Consider the following 22,458-nt stretch of genomic DNA (forward strand, 5'->3'; position numbering starts at 1 on the left):
TCAGTCCTCCTCATCGAGTGGTTCCGGACCGGGACGCCGCAGCGCGAGCGCCACCAGCGGCACCACCGCGATCGCCGCCAGCAGGGTGAGCGTCGGGTACCCCACGGCCCGCATGACGAACCCGCTCACCGCCGCCGCGCCCGCCCCGGCCAGCCCCATGAGCAGGTCGGACAACCCCTGCACGCCGGGCCGGTCGGCGGTGGGCACCGACTCCGACAGCAGCGTCGAGCCCGCCACCATGGTGCCCGACCAGCCCAACCCGAGCAGCGCCAGCCCCACCGAGAGCGCCGGGGTGTGGTGCCCGGCCGTGCCGGCGACCGCGCACGCGGCCAGCAGGAACGCCACCCCGCCGAGGATCACCGGCCGCCGGCCCAGCCGGTCGGTGAGCCAGCCCACCACCGGCGAGAACGCGTACATGCCGGCGATGTGCAGGCTGAGCACGATCCCCACCACGCGCAGCAGGTCCGCGTCCGAGTGCCACTCGTCGAGGTGCACCGGCGTCATCGACATCACCGCGACCATCACCAGGTGCCCCACCGCCACCGCGGCGATGCCGAGCCGGGCCGCCGGCCGGCCGCGTACCGTCCGCCACGCGGCGGCCATGCCACCGCGGCGGGTGACCGTGCGGGCGGCGCCCGCGACGGGTTCCGGCTCGGCCGCCGCCAGCCGGCGCGCGGTGAGCAGCGGGTCCGGCCGGAGCAGGGCCAGGAGTACGCCGGCGGCGAGCGTGAACGCGACGGCGCTGACCAGGAACGGACCCGCCAGCAGCGGCAGGCCCCAGCCGTGGGTGACGTCGTCGGCGAGCGCGGCGAAGTTCGGCGCGGCCACCGAGCCGATGGTGGTGGCCCAGACCACCAGCGACAGTTGCCGGCCCCGGCGCGCCGGCTCGGCCAGGTCGACGGCCGTGTAGCGGGCCTGGAGGTTCGCCGCCGTGCCGCCGCCGAACAGCAGCATGCCGACGAAGAGCAGCGGCACCACACCGCTCACCACGGCCACCACCACCAGCGCGCCGCCGACCGCGCCGACCAGGTAGGCCAGCACCAGACCGGGTCGCCGCCCGCGCGCCGCCATCAGCCGGGTCACCGGTACGGCGAGCAGCGCGGCGCCGACCACGCCGGCGCTCTGCGCCAGCCCGGCCAGGGCGGTGCCGGCGACCCGGGCGGCGAGCAGCGCGCCGACCGAGATGCCGATGGCGACGCCGACACCGCCGACGATCTGGGTGAGGAAGAGCAGGCGGAGGGTACGCCGCTGGATGCCGGCGACGTCGGACTGCCGGGACGGGGCCGGCGCGGTCAGGTCGGTGGCCATGACGCTCCTGGTGGGGACGGGTGCCTCATCGTCGCGCACCGGACCGGCCGGCCGGCAACCCGGTTTCGCTACAGGCCGAGACCGCGGCCGATGATCTCCTTCATGATCTCGGTGGTGCCGCCGTAGATGGTCTGCACCCGGCTGTCCAGCCACGCCTTCGCCACCGGATACTCCAGCATGAAGCCGTAGCCGCCGTGCAACTGCACGCACCGGTCGGCGACCTTGTTCTGCAGCTCGGTGGTCCACCACTTCGCCTTCGCCGCGTCGGTCACCGACAGCCGGCCCGCGTCGTACTCGGCGACGCAGTGGTTGACGAACGTCCGGGCGATGGTGATCTCGGTGTCCAGCTCGGCCAGCAGGAACCGGTTGTGCTGGAACCTGCCGATCGGCCGGCCGAACGCCTCCCGGGACCGGGCGTGCTCCAGGGTGAGCGCGAGCAGCTTCTCGCACGCCGCCACCGCGCCGACCGCGATGCTCAGCCGCTCCCGGGGCAGGTTCGCCATCAGGTGGTAGAAGCCCTGGTTCTCGGCGCCGATCAGGTTCTCCGCCGGCACCCGGCAGTCGTCGAAGAACAGCTCGGCGGTGTCGTTGGCCTTCAGGCCGACCTTGGCCAGCCGCCGCCCCCGGTCGAAGCCCGGCGTGCCGCTCTCCACCACCACCAGGCTCACCCCGTGCGCGCCCAGCTCCGGCGCGGTCTTGACCACCACCACCACGAGGTCGGCCAGCTCGCCGTTGGTGATGAACGTCTTCTGGCCGTTGAGCACCCACGAGTCGCCGTCGCGGACCGCGCCGGTGCGGATGCCGGCCAGGTCGCTGCCCGCGCCCGGCTCGCTCATCGCGATCGCGGTGACCAGGTCGCCGGAGCAGAAGCCCGGCAGCCAGCGCTTGCGCTGGTCCTCGGTGGTCAGCTCGGTCAGGTACGGCGCCACCACGTCGTTGTGCAGCCCGAACCCGAGACCGGTGCAGCCGCTGGCGACGATCTCCTCGTCGAGCACCGCGTTGAACCGGAAGTCGCGCTGCCCGCCGCCGCCGTACGCCGGGTCGACGTCGGGACCGAGCAGCCCGGCCGCGCCGGCGGCCCGCCACACGTCGCGGTCGACGATGCCCTCGGCCTCCCACCGCTCGTGGTGCGGCACCGCCTCCCGGGCGAGGAACCGGCGGCACAGGTCCCGGAACTCTTCGTGGACGGGCTCGTAGAGATGCTGCTCCATGGCGGCAAGTCTGGCACCGCTCACCCGCCTCGGACAGGGGCCATCCGAGCGCGCAGCCGGCGCTCCCGGCGAGCGGTGCGGACGGCGACGGCCAGCACCGCGACCAGGACCACGCCGAACCCGATCGCGCTGGCCGTCCAGCCGACGGCGACGGCGAGCGCGGCCAGCGCGCCGAGGAACAGCGTGCCCACGACCGCTCCCCCGAGCGCGCCCCGGCGTACCGCCGGCAGGTCGTCGGCGACCGCCGCGCGGCCGGCCTCGTCGGCGGGCGGTTCGCCGCTGCCCAGCGCGACCTCGGTCACCCGCCAGCCGGCCGCCCGCTCCGGCTCGGCGGCCGTGCGTCGCTTCCGACCCATCCGGCCGGTCCGGCTCAGCACCAGCGGGAAGACGCCCCAGATCACCCCGCCCAGGCCGGCCCGGACGATCGCGACCAGCGCGGATCCGTCGCGCTCGTCCCAGAGCCGCAGCGGCAGCCAGCAGAGCGCAGCGATGATCATGAAGATCACGTACGGCCCGGGCGGGCCGAGCCGTACCAGGGGCGCGAGACGGTCGTCGGCGGCCATGCCGGAGGCCGTACCCCCCGGACACGACCCGGTAATCCGGTGTGGACGGTGGCCGGCCGGGCCCGGGCACGACAGGATGGCCGGATGGGCACGCTGACCGGAGCACAGATCGCCGACGCCGGGCTGGACGGGTGGACCTTCCTGCTCGGCGCGTTGCACACCCGTATCCGTACCCCGGATTTCGCGGCCGGCCTGGCGCTGGTGGCCGCGGTCGGCGCGGAGGCCGAGCGGGTCGACCACCATCCCGACCTGGACCTGCGCTACACGCACGTGGACGTGCGGCTGTGGTCGCACGACTCCGGCGGCGTCACCGGGCGCGACCTGCGGCTGGCCCGGAGCATCACGGCGCTCGCCACCGAGGCCGGGCTCACCCTGTCGTACGCCGGGCTGTCCCGCCTGGAGCTGGCGCTGGACAGCCCGGAGCACGCCGCGGCGGCGCCGTTCTGGCGGGCGGTCCTGGCGTCGGAGCGACCGGCCGGTGCGGACGCCGACGACGAGGTACGCGATCCGGCCGGCACGCTGCCGACGATGTGGTTCCAGGCATCGGGACGCGACGAGCCCCGGCAACGCTGGCACCCGGACGTGTGGGTGGACCCGGCCGAGGTCGCACCGCGCATCGAGGCGGCACTCGCGGCCGGCGGGACACTGGTCAGCGACGCCGAGGCGCCGAACTTCTGGGTGCTCGCCGACCCGGACGGCAACCGGGTCTGCCTCTGCACCTGGCAGGGGCGCGCCTGACTCAGCGCAGCGCGCCGGCGGCCACCTTGAGGTCGGCGACCAGCCCTTCGTACGCGACGTCCTGGTTGTCCGCCCGGAGCACGGCGGACGGGTGGATGGTGGCGAGCAGCCGGGTGTCCGGCGCGTCGGCGACCGCGCCGGCCCGGTCCACCGGCACCCGCGCGAAGTCCTCCGGGTGCTGCGCGGCGGCCGGCCAGGGCAGCAGCTCGCCGCGCTGGCGCGTCACCCGGAACGTGGGGCCGAGCAGCGCCTTGGCGGCGGTGGCGCCGAGCACCACCACGACCTCCGGGCGCAGCCGGGCGAACTCGGCGACCAGCCAGGGCCGGCAGGCGGTGATGTGCACCCGGTCCGGGGTCTGGTGGATGCGCCGCGTGCCGCGTCGCTCGAAGCGGAAGTGCTTGACCGCGTTGGTGAGGTAGATGTGGCGCGGGTCGAGGCCGGCGTCGTCCACCGCCTTGCGCAGCAGCCGCCCGGCCGGGCCGACGAACGGCAGGCCCTGCTGGTCCTCCACGTCGCCCGGCTGCTCGCCGACGAAGATCACCCGGGCGCGTTCGTCGCCCCGGCCGAAGACGGTCTGCGACGCGTCCCGGTGGAGCTCGCAGCCCCGGCAGCCGGCCGCGGCGGCGCGCAGCTCGTCGATGGTGTCCGCCGTCGGCGGGATGAACTCCTGCGCTCCGGGTGCGCTCTCGGTCTCGGCCATGCGGACCGTTCTACCCCCTCTGCCGTCCGCCACGCCGCATCTCCGGGCGTGTTAGGCGGGGGCCCCTTCCCTACCGAAAGCGTTAATAGGGGGCCCCGCCTTGCACCGGCCGCACCGCGCGGGCGAGCGCGTCGGCGAGCGGCGGCAGGTCGGGCTCGTCGAGGGTGCTGACGGTCAGGCGGACGGCGGGGGCGGCGGCGATCCGGTAGAGGCCGCCGGGCGCGACCGACCAGCCGGCGTCGCGTAGCGCGGTGACCGCGACCGTCTCGTCGGGCACCGGCACCCAGACGTTGATCCCGGTGCGCCCGTGCGCGGCCAGGCCGTGCGCGGCCAGCGCCGCGACCAGCCCGTCGCGCCGCCGGTCGTAGCCGTCCGCCGCGCGCCGGACCAGCTCGGCGGTGGCCGGGTCGCGCCAGAGCGACAGGACCAGCCGTTGCAGCACGGTGGAGACCCAGCCGGCGCCGACCTGGGCCCGGCCGGCCACCCGGGCCACGGTGGCCTCGTCGCCGGCCAGCACGGCGAGCCGCAGGTCGGGCCCGTAGGGCTTGCTCACCGACCGGACGAAGGCCCACGCCGGGGTCGCCCCGGCGAGCGGGTGCAGGGGTACGCGGGCCAGCTCGGCGGCGTGGTCGTCCTCGATCAGCAGCAGGTCGGCCCGGCCGGCGAGCAGCGCCCGCAGCGCGGCGGCCCGCTCGGCGGAGACGGCCGCGCCGGTCGGGTTCTGGGCCCGACTGGTCACCACCAGCGCGCGCACGCCGGCGGCCAGCGCGGACCGCACCCCGGCCACGCTCGGGCCCTCGTCGTCCACCGGCACCCCGACGGTACGCAGCCCGAGCGCGGCGACCAGGTCGAGCAGGTTGGCCCAGCCCGGGTCCTCCACCGCCACCGCGTCGCCGGGGCGCAGGTGCGCGGCGAGCAGCCGTTCGATGCCGTCGAGCGCGCCGCCGGTGACGGTCAGCTCGGCGGCCGGCACCCCGTCGGCGGCGAACCGTTCCCGGGCGGCGTCGGCCAGTTCGGGCAGGACGGCGGTGTCCGCGTACCCGGTCGGGGCGCCGAACTGGGCGGCGAGCGCGGCCAGGTGCGGCCCGAGCGGGGGCAGCAGCCGCCGGTCGGGGTGCCCGGCGGAGAGGTCGCGGGTGCCCGGTCGCGGCGGGGGTGCGAGCGCCGCGCGCCGGGTGGCGACCGGCGGGCGGGGCCGGACCCGGGTGCCGTGCCGGCCGGCGGTGACGACCAGGCCCCGCTGCCGCAGCTCCTGGTAGGCCCGCGCGACGGTGGCCGGGCTGACGTCGAGCCGGCCGGCCAGCGCGCGGACCGCCGGAAGGGGGTCGCCGGGGGCGAGGGCGCCGGTGCGGATGCCGGATTCCACGCTCGCCGAAATGGCCGCCGAGGTGGACCCGCTGACCTGATAATGTGCTGCCACAGTTTGATGATTGTACTAGAACAAAGGTGGGATGTCGCATGTACCCTCCGACCGGCCGCACCACCGCCACCCGCACCCGGGACCGGATGCGCTACGACCGCGCCACCGCCCACGCGCTGCTCGACGAGGCGTTCCACTGCGCGCTGGCGTTCGTGGTGGACGGTGAGCCGCGGGTCCTGCCCACCCTGCACGTCCGCGTCGGCGACACGCTCTACCTGCACGGCTCCACCGGCAGCCGGCCGCTGCTCGCCGCCCGGGGCGACACCGGGCTGCCCGTGTGCGTCGCGGTCACCCACCTCGACGGGCTGGTCTACGCCCGCTCCCAGTTCCACCACAGCGCCAACTACCGCTCGGTGGTCGCGCACGGCACCGCCCGGCTGGTCGACGACGCCGACGAGAAGGCCCGGGTGCTGACCGCGTTGGTGGAGAAGGTCGCCGCCGGCCGGTCCGCGGAGAGCCGGCCGCCGAACCGGCGCGAACTTGCCGAGACCGCCGTGCTGGCGCTGCCGCTGCGCGAGGTCTCGGTCCGCACCCGCACCGGCGGGGTCAACGACGAGCCGGCCGACGAGGACCTGCCCCACTGGGCCGGGGTGCTGCCGCTGCGACTCACGCCCGGGCGACCCGAACCGGCGGACGGGGTGACCGCGCCGCTGCCGGCGTACCTGCGGCCGGGGCGCTCGCCGTGGCTGGACCCGGTGGTGCTGCGCGGCGCGCACGTGGTGCTGGAGCCGCTCGACCTCGCGCACGCCGAGGACCTGCACGCCGCGCTCGACGACGAGGAGGTCTGGCGGCACGTCGGCAGCCCGCGCCCCACCGACGTGGCGGGGACCGCCGCACTGATCCGCGCCGCGCTGGACGCCGGGTCGCGGGGCGTCCGGACGCCGTGGGTGCAGCGCTGCGCGGTCACCGGGGCGGTGGTCGGCACCACCTCCTACCACCAGCCCGACGCCGACCTGCGGACCGTGGAGATCGGCTACACCCAGCTCGGCCGGCCGTGGTGGCGCACCGGGATCAACACCGAGGCGAAGCTGCTGCTGCTCACCCGCGCCTTCGAGGAGCTGGACGCGGTGCGGGTCACCTGGCAGACCAGCACGCTCAACGAGCGGTCCCAGCGGGCCATCGAGCGGCTCGGCGCGGTGCGGGAGGGGACGCTGCGGTCCAACCGGCGGCGCGCCGACGGCACCTGGCGGCAGTCCGCGCTCTACTCGATGCTCGCCGAGGAGTGGCCGAACGCACAGGTCAGGCTTCGGGAACGGCTTCGCCCGGCGTAAGGCGGGGCCCCCGCTTAACGCCTCCGGCATAGCAGGGGCCCCCGCTTAACACCCCGCGCGGCGGGGAGCGGGAGGCTCAGGTGCCGTCGCCGCCACCACCGCCACCACCGACGCCCGCGCCGCCGGCGGTGCCGCCGAGGCCGTAGCCGGGCGCGACGGGCTGGTCCGGGTGGCGGCTGACGTGCGCCGACTCCCGGATCGTGGCCGACCAGTCCGCGTGCGCGGCGGCCGCCGCGTGCCGGTCGATGGCGTGCCGCAGCCAGCCGTCCACGGTGGCCACCCAGTCCCGGTCGTCCGCCCCGGCGTGCCAGACCCGGAACCGGCTGATGCTCTGGTGGGTCACCCCGGCCAGGGCGAGCCGCCGGTCCAGCCAGAACAGCACCTCCATGCCGGTCGAGTCGGTCCGCATGATCACTTCCAGCTCGGTCATCGGCCCGGCGTAGAGCGGTGCCGCCCAGAAGCCGAGCCGCTGCTGGAACGGCAGCGTCTGCGCCACCCGCGGCAGCCGGCCCTGCTGGAGTCCCGCCTGTCGCATCACGAAGCCGAGCGTGTCCAGCGCGGCGAGCAGGTGCTGCTGGGTGGGCAGCGGGTGGATCAGGACCGGCACCATCTCGCCCTGGTCGAGGTCCGGGTCGACGGACACCTCGGTCCGCAGTCCGGTGCGCAGCGTCATCAGCGGCACCCCGCCGAACACGGTCACCGGCGTCTCCCACGGCAGCGGCACCGCGAAGTCGACCGCCCGCCGCCGCCCGCCCGGCACCACGAACCGGCCGGCGATCGGCCACTGGTGGTACTGCACCAGCCGGCGCGGCGCCCCCGGGTCCTCCGGCTCGACCTGCGCGACCAGCCCGAGCCGGATGTGCCGGACCAGGACGTCCTCGCCGTCGGCGGCCAGCGTCACCCGCCCCGGCAGGCGCAGGCCCGGCCGGGTGCTCGGGTTGGGCAGCGTGGTGGTGACCGAGAGCCCGGTCCAGGCCGACCCCCGCGACACCCCGGTGAGCCGCATACCGGCGGCATTCCCGCTGCCCCGCTGCCCATGCGCGCGACGGCCCGCCCCGCAAGCGGGACGGGCCGTCGGATCGATCAGGAAGCGGTCAGCGCAGTCGACGACCGCGCGGCACCGGGTCGGTCTCGTCGTCGAACTCGCCGATGACCTCCTCCAACAGGTCCTCCAGCGCGACGAAGCCGATCGGCCGGGTCGGCCCACCGCCGTTGCGCACCAGCGCGAGCTGCGCCTGCCGGCCGCGCATGGCGGCCACCGCCTCGGTCACCGACGCCTCGGCGGGCAGCGTGAACGCGTTCGTCATCAGCTCCTCGGCCGTCGCCGGCCGGCCGGTGGTGACCGCGCGCACCGCCTCGCGTACGTGCACCAGGCCGCACACCTCGCCGCCGGTGTCGACGACGGCGAGACGGGACCGGCCGCTGTCACGGGACACGTGCTCGATCCGCTCGGCGGTGTCGTCCCGGCGCACCGTGACGATCTTGTCGAACGGCTCCATCACCTGCGCCACCGTGGTGCCCTGCAACTCCAGCATGCTGGTCAGCAACTGGTGCTGCTCGGCGCCGAGCAGCCCGTGCTCCCGGGACTGCTCCAGCAGGATGCGCAGCTCGTCCGGGCCGTGCACCTGGGCGAGCTGGTCCTGCTGCTGCACCCCGACCAGCCGCAGCATCGCGTTGGCCAGGCCGTTGAGCAGCGACAGCACCGGGCGGGCGATCCGGGCGAAGGCCCGGAACGGCAGCGCCAGCAGCATCGCCGAGCGCTCCGCGTCGGTGATCGCCCAGGACTTCGGCGCCATCTCGCCGACCACCAGGTGCAGGAACGTCACCAGACCCAGCGCGAACACCAGCGCGACCACGTGGCTCGCCGCGTCGGGCAGGCCGACCGCGTGCAGCAGCGGGCTGAGCAGGTGCTCGATGGCCGGCTCGGCCAACGCGCCCAGGCCCAGCGTGCACAGCGTGATGCCGAGCTGCGCGCCGGCCAGCATCAGGCTCAGCTCGCGGACGCCGTCGAGCGCCGCGCGGGCCGCCCGGCCGCCGCCGGCCGCCGACTGCTCCAGCCGGTACCGCTTCGCGGCGACCAGCGCGAACTCGGCGGCCACGAAGAACCCGTTGAGCGCCAGCAGCACCACGGAGAACAGAAGCGCGAACCCGGGGCTCATGCGGCACCCTCCCCGGACACGCCCGCGGTCGACCGCAGCCGCACCGAGTCGGCCACGTGCCGGTCCACCGCCAGCACCTCGACCAGCACCCGGGGGCCGGTCGCCGGCTCGTCGCCGTCGCCGGCGGACGCGATCTCCAGCCGGTCACCGACCTCGGGCACCCGGCCCAGCTCCCGCATCACCAGACCGGAGAGCGTGTCGTACTCGGGCGCCTCGGGCAGCTCGATGCCGGTGCTGTCGGCGACCTCGTCGATCCGCCAGCGCGCCGGCACCACCCAGGAGCCGTCCTCCTGCCGGGCGGGCGCCCGCTCCGGCGGGTCGTCCTCGTCCCGGATCGGCCCGACCAGCTCCTCGGCCAGGTCCTCCAGCGTGATCACGCCGGCGAACCCGCCGTACTCGTCGACCACGCAGGCCAACTGCCGGTGCCCGGACCGGAGCCGGTCCAGCACCGTCGGCAGCGGCAGCGTCTCCGGCACCAGCAACGGGGGTACGGCGACCGCGTCGACCCGGGTCCGCGACCGCTCGGCCGGCGGCACCCCCAGCACGTCGGCGATGCCGACCACGCCGATCAGGTCGTCGACGCCCTCGGCCCCGCGCACCGGGAACCGGGAGTGGCCGGTGTCGAGCATCTCGACGATCCGGCTGACCGGCTCGTCGGCGCGTACGGTGTGCACGTCCACCCGGGGCACCATGGCCTCGCCCGCGGTGAGCCCCCGGAAGTCGAGCCCCCGGTCCAGCAGGTCGGACATCGCGGCGTCGAGGTGCCCCTCCTCACGGGACTCGGCGATGATCTGTTCCAGGTCGGCCGGGGTGGCGCCGCTGGGCAGCTCCTCGATCGGCTCGATGCCGACCCGGCGGAGCAACCGCACGGCGGCCCGGTCGAAGAGGGTGATCAGCGGACCGGCGATCCGCAGGTAGATCAGCGTGGACCGGGACAGCGCCCGGGCGAGCGGCTCGGCCCGGGCGATGGCCAGGTTCTTCGGTGCCAGCTCGCCCAGGACCATCTGCACCACGGTGGCGATGAGCAGGGCCAGCGCCACCGACAGCGGCAGCGCCACCGCGCTCGACAGCCCGGCGACGCCGAGCAGGTCGGCCAGCCCGGCGCCCAGGTAGGGCTCGGCGACGTAACCGACCAGCAGGGCGGTCACGGTGATGCCGAGCTGGGCGCCGGAGAGCATGAAGGAAAGCCGCCCGGTCACCTCCAGGGCCCGGGCGGCGGCGCGGTCGCCACCGTCGGCGAGTTGTTTGAGCTTGCCGCGGTCCACGGCTACGTAACCGAACTCCTGCGCCACGAAGTAACCCGTGGCGGCGGTGAGAACGGTGATGAGAAGGAGACCGACGAGGATCAACACGGGAGGTTCAGGGCTCCCGGGGTCGTCGGGGAGGGAAGATGCCGGGTACGACCCGGCCGGCTACTGCTGCCCTCCGGGGCAGGAGAGTCGATCATGCGGCCCATTTTATCGGTGCTCGCTGGACGCCCGCTGAAGGTGCCGGGAACCCTCCCCGACGTCCCGTTTCACCGGTCGGCCAGCTCATCGACGTCGAGTAGCGACCGGTCCACCCGCCCGGACCGGTAGGCGGCCCGCCCGATCATCTGCGCGGCGACCGGCGCGGTGGAGAGCTGGAAGATCGCCACCAGCACCAGCATCCCGAGATCCGACCCGGTCCGCAGCCGCAGCGCCAGCCCGACCAGGAGCAGCAGCACGCCGAGCACCTGCGGCTTGGTGGCGGCGTGCATCCGGTCCAGGGTGTCCGGGAAGCGCACCAGGCCGATGCCGGCCACCAGGCTCAACAGGGCTCCCGCCAGCAGCAGGAGCCCACCCACCCAGTCCGCCACCGCGCTCACGATTCGGCCCGGACGGCGAAGCGGACCAGGCTGACCGAGCCGACGAAGCCGAGCAGCGAGAGCACCACCAGCACCGGCAACGTGGTGGCGTGCCGGTTCAGCGCGGCCTCCGCACCCACCGCGGCGAGCATCGCCGACAACAGCAGGTCGGCGCCGACGACCCGGTCGAGCAGGGACGGGCCGCGGTAGATCCGCAGCAGGGCGAGCAGCGCGGTGGCCGAGAGCAGCACGGTCAGCGCGACGGCGAGCAGGACGGTCACGGGTGGTTCCTCCGTTCGACGGGTTCGAGGTCGAGCCGGCGTACCTCGGTGGGAGAGCCGACGGCGCGGACGATGCGCCGCTCGACGGCGAGCACGCGGTCGCGGCTGCCGGTCAGGTCCTCGGGGCCGCGCACATCGAGCACGTGCACGTAGAGCACGCCCCGCGCCCGGTCGACGTCGAGGATCAGGGTGCCCGGCACCAGCGAGATCACCTCGGCGGTGAGCGCCAGGTTCAGGTCGGTGCGGACCCGCAGCGGCACCGCGATGATCCCGCCGCGCGGCCGGTAGCCGGGACGCAACGCCACGGCGGCGACGTGCACGCTGGCGCTGATCAACTCCGCCACGAACGTGCCGGCCAGCACCAGCAGCGGGCCCGGTCGCAGCCGGCCGCCGAAGGTGACCGAGGGCAGCGGGAAGAAGAACAGCACCGCCGCGCCGACCACCAGGCCGGTGAGCAGGTTGCCCCAGGACACGTCGCCCCAGAGCAGCAGCCAGGCGACGACCAGCCAGCCGAGCGCCACCGCCTGGTCGCGCCACCGCCCGCCCCGGCCCACCGCCGGCTGCCCGGCCCGGTCGGCCGCCGGCGGCTCCCCGCTGCCACCCGGGACCGGACCGGCGGTCACGGCGCGTCCCGGGGCAGGACGGCCCGGACGTACGGGGTGCGCTCGCGCAGGTCGGTGGCCGCGTCCGCGGTGACCTGGAACAGCGGGCCCGCGATCAGGGTGAGCAGCACGCCGAGCGCCACCAGCGCGGCGGTGGCGCCGACCATCAGGCCGGGCAGCCGGGCGTCCGGGCTGGTGGTGGCGAGTTTCGGGGCCCGCCAGAAGGCGATGTTCCACACCCGGGACGCGACGTAGAGGGTGAGCAGGCTGGTCACCGTGCCCGCGCCGACCAGCACGGCGGGCAGCGCCCCGCCGGCCGCCACCCCGGCCTGGAGCAGCCCGAGCTTGCCGAGGAAGCCGGAGAACGGGGGAATGCCGGCCAGGTTCATCGCCGGGACGAAGAAGAGCACGGCGATCACCGGGGTGACCCGGGCCAGCCCGCCGAGTTGGCGCAGGTCGGTGCTGCCGGCCCGCTCCTCGACCAGCCCGGCGACCAGGAAGAGCGTGGTCTGCACGGTGATGTGGTGCACCACGTAGAAGATCGACCCGGACAGGCCGGCGACGCTGCTCAACGCCACCCCGAAGATCATGTAGCCGATGTGGCTGACCAGCGTGAAGGAGAACAGCCGCTTCATGTCCGACTGGGCGACCGCGCCGAGGATGCCCACCACCATGGTCAGGCCGGCCACCACCATCAGCAGGCCGGACACCCGGTCGCCGGGGAAGAGCAGCGTCTCGGTGCGGATGATCGCGTACACGCCGACCTTGGTGAGCAGGCCGGCGAAGACCGCGGTGACCGGCGCGGGCGCGGTCGGGTAGCTGTCCGGCAACCAGGCCGACACCGGGAAGACCGCCGCCTTGATGCCGAACGCCAGCAGCAGCATGAGCTGCAGGGTCAGGCGTACGCCGGACGGCACCGCGTCCAGCCGACCGGCGAGCTGCGCCATGTTCAGCGTGCCGGTGGCCGCGTACACCAGCCCCACCGCGGACAGGAAGAGCAGCGACGACAGGATGCTGACCACCACGTACGTGGAGCCGGTGCGCAGCCGGGCCTCGGTGCCGCCCAGCGTGATCAGCACGAAGCTCGCGGCCAGCAGGATCTCGAAGCCGACGAAGAGGTTGAACAGGTCACCGGCGAGGAACGCGTTGGTCACGCCGGCGGTCAGCACCAGGTAGGTGGGGTGGTAGATGCTGACCGGCGCGGTCTCGCCGCCCTCCGCCCGGCCCTGCCCGATCGAGTAGAGCAGCACGCAGAGCGTGACCGCCGAGGAGACCACCACCATCAGCGCCGCCAACTGGTCGGCCACCAGCACGATGCCGACCGGCGCCGGCCAGCCGCCCACCCGCACCACCACCGGCCCGTGCCGGTACGCCTCGACCAGCAGCACCACCGCGACCAGCAGCACGCCGGCCAGGCAGAGCACGCTGATCGAACGCTGCAACCGGGGCCGGCCGGTCAGCATCAGGGTGAGCGCCGCGCCGAGCAGCGGCACCACCACCGGCAGCGGCACCAGCCCACTCACGGCGCCGCCTTTCTTCGCGACCGCGGGGCTCGCAGAACCGGCTCACTCCGCGCGCTCATGAGGTCCCGTCCCGGCGCAGCCGGCGGCGGGCCGGTTCCGGGTCGACCTGTTCCCGGTCGTCGTCCGCGCCCTCCCCGCCCAGGTCCGCGGCGGCCACCTCGTCGCGCCCGGCCAGCCGGACGATCTGCCGGTCCTCCAGGTCGTCCTGCACCTCGTCGTCGCCGCTGGTGTACCAGCTCCGGTAGGCGACCGCGAGCAGGAACGCGGTCAGCCCGAACGTGATCACCACGGCGGTGAGCACCATCGCCTGCGGCAGCGCGTCGCTCATCTCGGCGGCCGGCGCGGTGCCGGCCAGCGGGGCCGCGCCGGACCGGCCGCCGAGCAGGATGAGCAGGTTGACCCCGTTGCCGAGCAGGATGACGCCGAGCAGGATCCGGGTCAGGCTGCGTTCCAGCAGCAGGGTGACCCCGGTGGCGACGAGCACCCCGACCGCCAGCACCAGCACCAACGTCGGCCCGGCCGCGCCCCTGGTCATGAGCGCGGTCCCTCGCGCTGGACGGTGAGTCCCCGGCCCGGCTCGCCGGCGGCCTCGACGTGCCGGTCCACCTCGGCGCCCAGGCTGCGCAGGATGTCCAGCACCAGCCCGACCACCACCAGGTAGACGCCGACGTCGAAGAAGATCGAGGTGACCAGGTAGGCGTGGCCGACCAGCGGCAGCCACAGGTCCACCTTGACGCTCTGCAGCACCTCCCCGGTGAGCAGCAGGCCGAGCACGCCGCTGCCGACCGAGACGGCCAGGCCCGCGCCGAGCACCGTGCCGGCGCCGACCGGGGCGGCCTCGGCCAGCTCGTACCGGCCGCCGGCCAGGTAACGCAGGGTCAGCGCGAGGCCGGCGACCAGCCCGCCGGAGAAGCCGCCGCCCGGGGCGTTGTGGCCGGAGAAGAGCAGGAACAGCGAGAAGAGCAGCACGGTGTGGAAGATCAGCCGGGTGACCACCTCGAACACGATCGAGCGGCGCCGCTCGCCCAGCGTCTGCCCGCCGAGCAGCCAGACCGTCCGACCGGCGCGCGGCATCGACGGGCGGGGGCGACGCGGGCGTGGGCCGGTGCGGGACCGCTCGAAGATCAGGCTGGCCACCCCGGTCGCGGTCACCACCAGCACCGAGATCTCGCCCATGGTGTCCCAGGCGCGGATGTCGACGAGGGTCACGTTGACCACGTTGCGGCCGTACCCCTGGGCGACCGCCAGGTCGGGGAAGGCCGCAGAGATCGACGGCGCCCGGCGGGCCCCGGCCGCGGCCAGCGCCAGGCCGGCCATCACCAGCCCGGCGGCGACCCCGATGCCCCGGCGCACCCACCGGCTGCGGCGCAGCGGCCGGGCCGAGAAGCGTTCCGGCAGTCGCCGCAGCACCAGCACGAACACCGCGATGGTGGCGGTCTCCACCAGGAACTGGGTGAGCGCCAGGTCCGGCGCGCCGTAGAGGATGAACATCATCGCCGTGCCGTAGCCGGTGACGCCGACCAGCAGCATGGCGGTGAGCCGGCGGCGGGCGCCGACCGCGAGCACCGCCGCGACCGCGATCACCACGCAGACCACCAGTTGGGTCGGGTTGTCCCAGGGCGCCAGCTCCACCCGCCACGGCGCGGTGGCCAGCATCGCCCCGCCCGGCACCAGCACCAGGGCCAGCAGCACGGCGCCGAGATACTGCGGCAGCGAGCCGCGCTGGGTGACGCTGGTGACCTCGATGGCGAGCCGGTCGAAGCCGTGGATCGTCCGCTCGTACCCCTGGCTGCCGGAGACCGGCGAGCGCAGCCGGGCCAGCGCCGGGGCGAGCGGGCCGCGCGCCAGGTGCAGCGCCACGCCGCCGGCCAGCACCAGGGCGGAGAGGCCGAGCGCCGTGGTCGGCCCGTGCCAGAGCGCCAGGTGCTCGTCGACCGGGCCGAACAGCTCCGCGTACGGTTCGAGCAGGCCGCTCAGCCACCCGGCGGCCGGACCGGCGGCGAACCCGGCCACGGCGAGCAGCGCCGGGGGTACGAGCATCGCGGCGGGCGGCCGGCGCACCTCGGTGTCGGCGACGCCGGGCCGGGTGCCGAACGCGCCCCACAGGAAGCGGATGCTGTAGGCGACGGTCAGCGCGCTGCCGGCGACCAGCGCCGCCAGCACCCACGGGTCCTCGGTGAACGCGGCGAGCACCGCCTCCTTGGCCACGAACCCGAGCAGTGGCGGCACCCCGGCCATCGACGCCGCCGCCAGCGTGGCGACCGTGGCCAGTGCCGGCGCGGCCCGGCCCACCCCGGACAGGTCTCGCAGGTCCCGGCTGCCCGCCTCGTGGTCGAGGATGCCGACGACCAGGAACAGCGCCGACTTGAACAACGCGTGCGCGGCGAGCATGGCGGCGCCGGCCAGGGCGGCGTGCGGGGTGCCCGCGCCGAGCACCACCGCCAGCAGGCCGAGTTGGCTGACCGTCCCGTACGCCAGCAGCAGCTTGAGGTCGCACTGCCGCAACGCCGCCCAGCCGCCGGCGACCAGCGTGACCAGCCCGGCGACCACGGTGACCGGCCGCCACGGTCCGGCCGCGGCGAGCGTCGGCCCGAGCAGCCCGATCAGGAAGACGCCGGCCTTCACCATCGCGGCGGCGTGCAGGTACGCGCTCACCGGCGTCGGCGCCGCCATCGCCACCGGCAGCCAGGCGTTGAACGGGAACACCGCGGACTTCGCCAGCGCGCCGGCCAGGACGAGCAGCACCGCGGTGGTCAGCCAGCCGCCGCCGGGCAGCGGTGCGGCGGCCACCGCCGACCAGCGGTAGCTCCCCGCGTGCTGGCCGAGCAGCAGGAACCCGACGAGCATCGCCAGCCCGCCCAGCGTGGTGACGGTGAGCGCCTGCGCGGCGGCCCACCGGCTGGCCCGACGCTCGGTGCTGTGCCCGATCAGCAGGTAGGAGAAGACGGTGGTCAGTTCCCAGAAGACGTAGAGCAGCAGCAGGTCGTCGGAGACGACGAGGCCGAGCATCGCGCCGGCGAAGGCCACCAGCACGGCGGCGAACCGGCCGAGGCCGACCGAGCCGGGCGGGAAGTAGCGGGCGGAGTAGACCAGCACCAGCGCGCCGACGCCGCCGACCAGCAGCATCATCAGCCAGGACAGCGTGCCGACCCGCAGCGCGACGTCGAACCGGAGCTGGGGGATCCAGGTGTACGTCTCGACGACCGCCCCGCCGTCGCGTACCGCGCCGGTGTGCGCCACCGCCCAGCCGGCCGCGGCGGCCGGGACGAGCGCGAGCGCCAGGCAGGCGCGCGGTCCCCACCTGCGGACCAGCAGCGGCGCGACCAGCGCCGCCACCAGGTGCAGGATCAGCAGGACGAGCACGCGCACTCCCGGTCGAGGTGACAGCGCGGCGGCGCACGCTGGGGGCACGACCGATCACACGCCACTTCCCACCCGCCCGCGCCGTTTTCCCCGAAACCCACCCACCTGTCCCGGTCCGGCCTCGGCCGCACCCACCTGGTCGAGCAAGGAGTTCGCGTCAGCGCATGAGCCGACCGCCGACGCCAACTCCTTGATCGACGCCTAGGGGAAGGGGCAGGCCGGGGGCCGGTCAGTGCAGGGGGCGGGAGCGCGGTGGGGGTCGCGGTCGGGTGGGTGGCGGCGAGCTGGCGGGTGGTGCGGTCGACCACGCGCTGCGCGTCGGCCAGGGAGCGGACCGGCAGGCGGGCGTCCCGGCTGCCGCGACGCAGGACGAAGTAGTGCACCGCGGCCCGGACCAGCGCCCGGTCGGCGGCGCTGGAGCGCGCGGTGGCGACCACCAGCTCGCGCAGGCGCCGGGCCAGTTCCTCGGCGAGTTCGAGCTCGGTGCCGTGCAGCCCGGTGCGGAGCGAGGCGAGCCGGCTGTCGACCTTGCGGATGAGCACGTCGGTGCCGGGCCTGAAGCCTCGCTCCTCAACGGTCATCCATGCCTCCAGCCGCGCCGCGTTGCGAGTGAAGTTACTTTATGTTGCACGTCACAAGCAAGCAGTTAAGTAGGACTTAACGGACCAAAGCGTCTATTCGCCGTTTCATTTGCCGCCGCCGGACAGAACACCCCGCCGACGGGCCGGATGTCACACCGGCGCGGCAGGATGGTGGCGTGGCGGACGAGGTGGCCCCGGCGGGCGGGGTGCTGGCGGAGTTCGGCGCGGCGACCCGGGCGTGGTTCACCGCGGCGTTCGCCGCGCCCACGCCGGCCCAGGAGGGCGCCTGGCGCTCCGTCGCGGCCGGGCGCAACGCCCTGGTGGTCGCCCCGACCGGCTCCGGCAAGACCCTGGCGGCGTTCCTCTGGTCGCTCGACCGGCTCGGCAAGGAGCCGCCACCGGCCGATCCCCGGCGGCGCTGCCGGGTGCTCTACGTCAGCCCGCTCAAGGCCCTCGCCGTCGACGTGGAGCGCAACCTGCGCACCCCGCTCATCGGCATCCGCCAGGCCGCCACCCGGCTCGACGTCGCCCCGCCCGACATCACGGTCGGCATGCGCACCGGCGACACCCCGGCCGACGAGCGGCGGGCCTTCGCCCGCACCCCGCCGGACGTCCTCATCACCACGCCCGAGTCGCTGTTCCTGCTGCTCACCTCCGCCGCCCGCGACTCGCTGCGCGGGGTGGACACGGTGATCGTCGACGAGGTGCACGCGGTCGCCGGCACCAAGCGCGGCGCCCACCTGGCGCTCTCCCTGGAACGACTCGACGCGCTGCTCGACCGCCCCGCGCAGCGGATCGGGCTCTCCGCCACGGTGCGGCCGATCGACGTCTGCGCCCGCTTCCTCGGTGGCGCCCACCCGGTCGACGTGGTGCAACCGCCGGCCGACAAGACCATCGAGGTCAGCGTCCAGGTCCCGGTGGAGGACATGACCCGCCTCGACGAGCAGGAGCAGCCGGAGGACGAGCTGGGCGGGCTCGGCCCGCGCCGGCCGTCGATCTGGCCGGCGGTCGAGGAACGGGTGCTCGGGTTGATCCGCGCGCATCGGTCCACCATCGTCTTCACCAACTCCCGGCGCGGCGCCGAGCGGCTCTGTGCCCGCCTCAACGAGCTGGCCGCCGAGGAGGCGGAGGCGGCGACCGCAGCGGAGGCCGCCCGCATGGCCCGGGGCGGGGAGCCGGTGCGCGTATCCGATCTCCTACCCGACCGCGACGGCCCGCCGGCCGGCGACGGCGGCCCGGGTCCGACGGACCTGGGCGGGCGGCGCGGCGCGGACGCGTTCGGCGGGCCGGTCGGGCCGGTGCGCGCGCCCCGGCAGCCGGCCGAGGTGATGGCCCAGTCCGGCGCGGCGGCCGGCGCGCCGACGGTGATCGCCCGGGCGCACCACGGCAGCGTCTCCCGGGAGGAGCGCAAACACATCGAGGAGGCGCTCAAGTCCGGCCAGTTGCCCGCCGTGGTCGCCACCTCCAGCCTGGAGCTGGGCATCGACATGGGCGCGGTCGACCTGGTGGTGCAGATCGAGGCGCCGCCGAGCGTCGCGGCCGGGCTGCAACGGGTGGGCCGGGCCGGGCACCAGGTGGGCGCGGTCTCCCGGGGCGTGGTGTTCCCCAAGCACCGCGGCGACCTGCTCTCCTGCACCGTGGTCGCCGAGCGGATGGGCGACGGCGCGATCGAGGAGCTGCACTATCCACGCAACCCGCTCGACGTGCTGGCGCAGCAGATCGTCGCCATGGTGGCGCTGGAGCCGTGGCAGCTCGGCGACCTGGCCGTGCTGGTCCGCCGGGCGGCGCCCTTCGCCGAGCTGCCCGACTCGGCGCTGCACGCGGTGCTCGACATGCTCTCCGGCCGCTACCCGTCGACCGCGTTCGCCGAGCTGCGCCCCCGGCTGGTCTGGGACCGCGCGACCGACGTGCTGACCGGCCGGCCCGGCGCCCAACGGCTCGCCGTGACCAGCGGCGGCACCATTCCCGACCGGGGCCTGTTCGGGGTCTTCCTGGCCGGGGCCGAGCGGGCGGCCCGGGTCGGCGAGCTGGACGAGGAGATGGTCTACGAGTCCCGCGTCGGCGACGTGTTCCTGCTCGGCTCGTCGTCCTGGCGGATCGAGGAGATCACCCCCGACCGGGTGCTGGTCTCCCCCGCGCCCGGCCAGGCCGCCCGGATGCCGTTCTGGAAGGGCGACCAGCTCGGCCGCCCGGTCGAGCTGGGCCGGGCGATCGGCGCCCGGGTCCGCGCGCTGCTGCGCCAGTCCGACGACGACGCGGTGGCGGCGCTGCGGGCCGGTGGGCTGGACGACTGGGCCGCCGGCAACCTGATGACCTACCTGCGCGAGCAGAAGGCGGCCACCCGCTCGCTGCCCGACGACCGGACGGTGGTGGTCGAGCGGTTCCGCGACGAGCTGGGCGACTGGCGGCTCGCCGTGCACTCGGTGCTCGGCGCCCGGGTCAACGGGCCGTGGGCGCTGGCCATCGGTCGCCGGCTGGCCGAGCGCTACGGCGTGGACGCCCAGGTGATGCCCTCCGACGACGGCATCGTGGTCCGGCTGCCGGACACCGCCGAGGAGCCGCCCGGCGCCGACGTGGTGGTGTTCGAGCCGGACGAGATCGCCCAACTGGTCGAGGAGTCGGTCGGCACGTCGGCGTTGTTCGCCTCCCGGTTCCGCGAGTGCGCGGCCCGGTCGCTGCTGCTGCCCCGCCGCGACCCGCGCCGGCGGCAGCCGCTGTGGCAGCAGCGCCAGCGCGCCGCGCAACTGCTCGACGTGGCCCGCGAGTACGCCGACTTCCCGGTCACCCTGGAGGCCGCACGGGAGTGCCTGCAGGACGTCTTCGACCAGCCGGCGCTGGCCGAGCTGATGCGTGACCTGGGCGCCCGCAAGGTCCGCCTGGTCGAGGTGGAGTCCGAGCGCCCGTCGCCGTTCGCCCGGTCGCTGCTGTTCGGCTACGTCGGCGCGTTCCTCTACGAGGGCGACGCGCCGCTGGCCGAGCGGCGGGCCGCCGCGCTGGCGCTCGACTCCGGGCTGCTCGGCGAGCTGCTCGGCCGGGTCGACCTGCGGGAGCTGCTCGACCCGGCGGTGCTCGCCGAGACCGAACGCCAACTGCGCTGGCGCACCGAGCAGCGGCGTCCCCGCGACGCCGAGGACGTGGTCGAGCTGCTCCGGGTGGTCGGTGACCTGAGCACCGCCGAGCTGGCCGAGCGGGGGGTGCCGGAGACCTGGCCGGAGGAGCTGGCGGCGGCCCGCCGGGCGCTGCGGGTGCGGATCGCCGGCGAGGAGCGCTGGATCGTCGTCGAGGACGCGGCCCGGCTGCGTGACGCGCTCGGCGTGGCGCTTCCGGTCGGCGTGGCCGAGGCGCACCTCGCCCCGGTGGCCGACCCGCTCGGTGACCTGGTCGCCCGTTACGCCCGCACCCACGGCCCGTTCGCGGCGGCCACCTGCGCGGCCCGGTTCGGCCTCGGCGTGTTCGTGGTCGAGCAGGCGCTGCGCCGGCTCGCCGGCACCGGCCGGGTGGTGTCCGGCGAGTTCGCCCCGGACAGCGTGGGCACCCAGTGGTGCGACGCGGAGGTGCTGCGCCTGCTGCGCCGCCGTTCCCTGGCGGCGCTGCGCCGGGAGATCGAGCCGGTGCCGCCCCGGGCGCTGGCCGCGTTCCTGCCCCGCTGGCAGCAGGTCGGCTCGTCGGCCCGGGGCGTCGAGGCGGTCGCCGCGACCGTCGAGCAGTTGCAGGGCGTGACCGTGCCGGCGTCCGCGCTGGAACGCCTGGTGCTGCCCGCCCGGGTCGCCGACTACTCCCCCGCCCAGCTCGACGAGCTGTGCGCGAGCGGCGAGGTGGTGTGGGCCGGCGCGGGCGCGATCTCCGGCGGCGACGGGTGGGTGACGCTGGCGTACGCCGACGTCGCGCCGCTGCTGCTGCCGCCGCCGGACGAGGCGCTGACGCTCACCCCGCTGCACGAGTCGGTGCTCGACGCGCTCGCCGACGGGCAGGCGCTCTTCTTCCGTTCGCTCTCCGACCGGGTCGGCGCCACCGACGACACCGCCCTGTCCGGCGTGGTGTGGGACCTGGTGTGGGCCGGTCACCTGACCAACGACACGCTCGCCCCGCTGCGGGCGGCGCTGGGCGCGGGTGGGGCGCACCGGTCCCGCCCGTCGGCCCCGCGGACCCGCTACCGCCGGCCCGGCCGGGTGGCGCTGCCCAGCCGGGGTGGCCCGCCGACCATGGCCGGCCGCTGGTCCCGGCTGCCCGAGCGCGACCTCGACCCGACCCGTCGGGCCGCCGCCCTGGCCGACCTGCTGCTGGAACGGCACGGCGTGGTGACCCGGGGCGCGGTGGTGGCCGAGCAGGTGACCGGCGGCTTCGCCGGGGTCTACCCGGTGCTGTCCGCGCTGGAGGAGCGCGGGGCGGCCCGGCGCGGCTACTTCGTCGAGGGGCTGGGCGCGGCCCAGTTCGCGGTGCCCGGCGCGGTGGACCGGATCCGCGCCCTGGCCGACCCGGCGGACGGCGGCCGGGGCGGTGGCGGGCCGACCGTGGTGCTGGCCGCCACCGACCCGGCGAACCCGTACGGCGCGGCGCTGCCCTGGCCCGAGCGGGTCGTCGACTCGGGTGACGGCGCGGCCCCGGCCACCGGTCACCGGGCCGGGCGCAAGGCGGGCGCGCTGGTGGTGCTGGTCGGCGGCGACCTGGTGCTCTACGTCGAGCGGGGCGGGCGGACGATCCTGTCGTTCAGCGAGGACGCCGACATGCTGGGCGCGGCGGGGAAGGCGCTTGCCGACGCGGTGCACTCCGGCGCGTTGGGCGCGATCTCGGTGGAACGCGCCGACGGCGAGGCGGTGCGCTCGTCGCCGCTGCGCGACGCGCTGACCGCCGCCGGGTTCCGGGCCACCCCTCGGGGCCTGCGCCTGCGCGGCTGACCAGGCACGAGGGCGAGG

At 75.4% G+C, this 22,458-nt stretch carries 17 protein-coding genes and 1 pseudogene; 3 read left to right on the forward strand and 15 right to left on the reverse strand.

Features of this window, described 5'->3' with window-relative positions; genetic code table 11:
- The 3 genes from H1D33_RS16450 to H1D33_RS16460 all read right to left on the reverse strand — a co-directional run bounded on the left by H1D33_RS16450 (position 1) and on the right by H1D33_RS16460 (position 3,082).
- Positions 1-1,308 carry an MFS transporter gene (locus H1D33_RS16450; RefSeq protein ID WP_181572297.1) on the reverse strand — a complete coding sequence of 436 codons (1,308 nt, stop codon included), beginning with the start codon at positions 1,306-1,308 and terminating at the stop codon, positions 1-3.
- A 68-nt stretch (positions 1,309-1,376) separates the two neighbouring features.
- A complete protein-coding gene (locus H1D33_RS16455; RefSeq protein WP_181572296.1) occupies positions 1,377-2,519 on the reverse strand; it encodes an acyl-CoA dehydrogenase family protein in 1,143 nt (380 codons plus the stop codon).
- A gap of 20 nt (positions 2,520-2,539) precedes the next feature.
- Positions 2,540-3,082 (reverse strand): hypothetical protein, encoded by a 543-nt coding sequence (locus tag H1D33_RS16460; protein WP_181572295.1) that lies wholly within the window; start codon positions 3,080-3,082, stop codon positions 2,540-2,542.
- Between the two features lie 84 nt (positions 3,083-3,166).
- On the opposite strand from H1D33_RS16460, the gene H1D33_RS16465 reads away from it, so the two are divergent.
- Positions 3,167-3,820, forward strand: a complete 654-nt coding sequence (locus H1D33_RS16465; protein ID WP_181572294.1) for a 4a-hydroxytetrahydrobiopterin dehydratase — start codon at positions 3,167-3,169, stop codon at positions 3,818-3,820.
- A gap of 1 nt (position 3,821) precedes the next feature.
- On the opposite strand, the gene H1D33_RS16470 is transcribed toward H1D33_RS16465, so the two are convergent.
- Both H1D33_RS16470 and H1D33_RS16475 read right to left on the reverse strand, forming a co-directional pair.
- Entirely contained in the window at positions 3,822-4,520 is a 699-nt protein-coding gene (locus H1D33_RS16470) for a UdgX family uracil-DNA binding protein (protein ID WP_181572293.1), read from the reverse strand.
- 82 nt (positions 4,521-4,602) lie between these two features.
- Positions 4,603-5,940, reverse strand: a complete 1,338-nt coding sequence (locus tag H1D33_RS16475; RefSeq protein ID WP_181572292.1) for an aminotransferase class I/II-fold pyridoxal phosphate-dependent enzyme — start codon at positions 5,938-5,940, stop codon at positions 4,603-4,605.
- A 38-nt stretch (positions 5,941-5,978) separates the two neighbouring features.
- Here H1D33_RS16475 and H1D33_RS16480 point away from each other — a divergent pair, with 38 nt between their 5' ends.
- Positions 5,979-7,211 (forward strand): bifunctional pyridoxamine 5'-phosphate oxidase family protein/GNAT family N-acetyltransferase, encoded by a 1,233-nt coding sequence (locus tag H1D33_RS16480; protein WP_181572291.1) that lies wholly within the window; start codon positions 5,979-5,981, stop codon positions 7,209-7,211.
- Positions 7,212-7,287: 76 nt separating this feature from the next.
- Here H1D33_RS16480 and H1D33_RS16485 read toward each other — a convergent pair whose 3' ends face one another.
- The 10 genes and pseudogenes from H1D33_RS16485 to H1D33_RS16530 form a co-directional block, all read right to left on the reverse strand.
- Positions 7,288-8,217 carry a sporulation protein gene (locus H1D33_RS16485; RefSeq protein ID WP_181572290.1) on the reverse strand — a complete coding sequence of 310 codons (930 nt, stop codon included), beginning with the start codon at positions 8,215-8,217 and terminating at the stop codon, positions 7,288-7,290.
- Positions 8,218-8,305: 88 nt separating this feature from the next.
- Positions 8,306-9,370, reverse strand: coding sequence for a hemolysin family protein (locus tag H1D33_RS16490; protein ID WP_181572289.1), 1,065 nt, complete (start codon positions 9,368-9,370; stop codon positions 8,306-8,308).
- Positions 9,367-10,722: a hemolysin family protein gene (locus H1D33_RS16495; protein WP_181572288.1), complete on the reverse strand. Its 1,356-nt coding sequence runs from the start codon at positions 10,720-10,722 to the stop codon at positions 9,367-9,369. Before H1D33_RS16495 ends, H1D33_RS16490 begins: the two co-directional genes overlap by 4 nt.
- Before the next feature lie 164 nt (positions 10,723-10,886).
- The gene (mnhG, locus tag H1D33_RS16500; RefSeq protein WP_181572287.1) at positions 10,887-11,216 is read right to left on the reverse strand and encodes a monovalent cation/H(+) antiporter subunit G; all 330 of its coding nucleotides are present in this window, start codon (positions 11,214-11,216) and stop codon (positions 10,887-10,889) included.
- Positions 11,213-11,476, reverse strand: coding sequence for an MrpF/PhaF family protein (locus tag H1D33_RS16505; protein ID WP_181572286.1), 264 nt, complete (start codon positions 11,474-11,476; stop codon positions 11,213-11,215). Before H1D33_RS16505 ends, mnhG begins: the two co-directional genes overlap by 4 nt.
- On the reverse strand, positions 11,473-12,099 hold the full coding sequence (locus H1D33_RS16510) for a Na+/H+ antiporter subunit E (RefSeq protein WP_181572285.1): 627 nt from the start codon (positions 12,097-12,099) through the stop codon (positions 11,473-11,475). Before H1D33_RS16510 ends, H1D33_RS16505 begins: the two co-directional genes overlap by 4 nt.
- A complete protein-coding gene (locus tag H1D33_RS16515) occupies positions 12,096-13,601 on the reverse strand; it encodes a Na+/H+ antiporter subunit D (protein ID WP_181572284.1) in 1,506 nt (501 codons plus the stop codon). Before H1D33_RS16515 ends, H1D33_RS16510 begins: the two co-directional genes overlap by 4 nt.
- Positions 13,602-13,656: 55 nt before the next feature.
- Positions 13,657-14,136, reverse strand: a complete 480-nt coding sequence (locus tag H1D33_RS16520; RefSeq protein WP_181572283.1) for a Na(+)/H(+) antiporter subunit C — start codon at positions 14,134-14,136, stop codon at positions 13,657-13,659.
- The gene (locus H1D33_RS16525) at positions 14,133-16,964 is read right to left on the reverse strand and encodes a Na+/H+ antiporter subunit A (protein WP_181572282.1); all 2,832 of its coding nucleotides are present in this window, start codon (positions 16,962-16,964) and stop codon (positions 14,133-14,135) included. The genes H1D33_RS16520 and H1D33_RS16525 overlap by 4 nt, the downstream gene beginning before the upstream one ends.
- A 281-nt stretch (positions 16,965-17,245) precedes the next feature.
- Positions 17,246-17,545: pseudogene (locus H1D33_RS16530) on the reverse strand (hypothetical protein); the annotation flags it as partial.
- 176 nt (positions 17,546-17,721) lie between these two features.
- Between H1D33_RS16530 and H1D33_RS16535 the strand changes: the two are divergent.
- Positions 17,722-22,440 (forward strand): Lhr family helicase, encoded by a 4,719-nt coding sequence (locus tag H1D33_RS16535; protein WP_181572281.1) that lies wholly within the window; start codon positions 17,722-17,724, stop codon positions 22,438-22,440.
- The last annotated feature ends 18 nt before the right edge of the window (positions 22,441-22,458 follow it).

Origin of the sequence: Micromonospora ferruginea, from assembly GCF_013694245.2 — a bacterium.
In the GTDB taxonomy this organism is placed as follows: Bacteria; Actinomycetota; Actinomycetes; order Mycobacteriales; family Micromonosporaceae; genus Micromonospora; species Micromonospora robiginosa.

Excerpts from the sequence above, each read along its gene's own strand:
- H1D33_RS16455 (WP_181572296.1), bottom strand. The coding sequence starts at position 2,519 with ATGGAGCAGCATCTCTACGAGCCCGTCCACGAAGAGTTCCGGGACCTG.
- H1D33_RS16450 (WP_181572297.1), bottom strand. The coding sequence starts at position 1,308 with ATGGCCACCGACCTGACCGCGCCGGCCCCGTCCCGGCAGTCCGACGTC.
- H1D33_RS16485 (WP_181572290.1), bottom strand. The coding sequence starts at position 8,217 with ATGCGGCTCACCGGGGTGTCGCGGGGGTCGGCCTGGACCGGGCTCTCG.
- H1D33_RS16490 (WP_181572289.1), bottom strand. The coding sequence starts at position 9,370 with ATGAGCCCCGGGTTCGCGCTTCTGTTCTCCGTGGTGCTGCTGGCGCTC.
- H1D33_RS16520 (WP_181572283.1), bottom strand. The coding sequence starts at position 14,136 with ATGACCAGGGGCGCGGCCGGGCCGACGTTGGTGCTGGTGCTGGCGGTC.
- H1D33_RS16465 (WP_181572294.1), top strand. The coding sequence starts at position 3,167 with ATGGGCACGCTGACCGGAGCACAGATCGCCGACGCCGGGCTGGACGGG.
- H1D33_RS16460 (WP_181572295.1), bottom strand. The coding sequence starts at position 3,082 with ATGGCCGCCGACGACCGTCTCGCGCCCCTGGTACGGCTCGGCCCGCCC.
- H1D33_RS16470 (WP_181572293.1), bottom strand. The coding sequence starts at position 4,520 with ATGGCCGAGACCGAGAGCGCACCCGGAGCGCAGGAGTTCATCCCGCCG.
- H1D33_RS16480 (WP_181572291.1), top strand. The coding sequence starts at position 5,979 with ATGTACCCTCCGACCGGCCGCACCACCGCCACCCGCACCCGGGACCGG.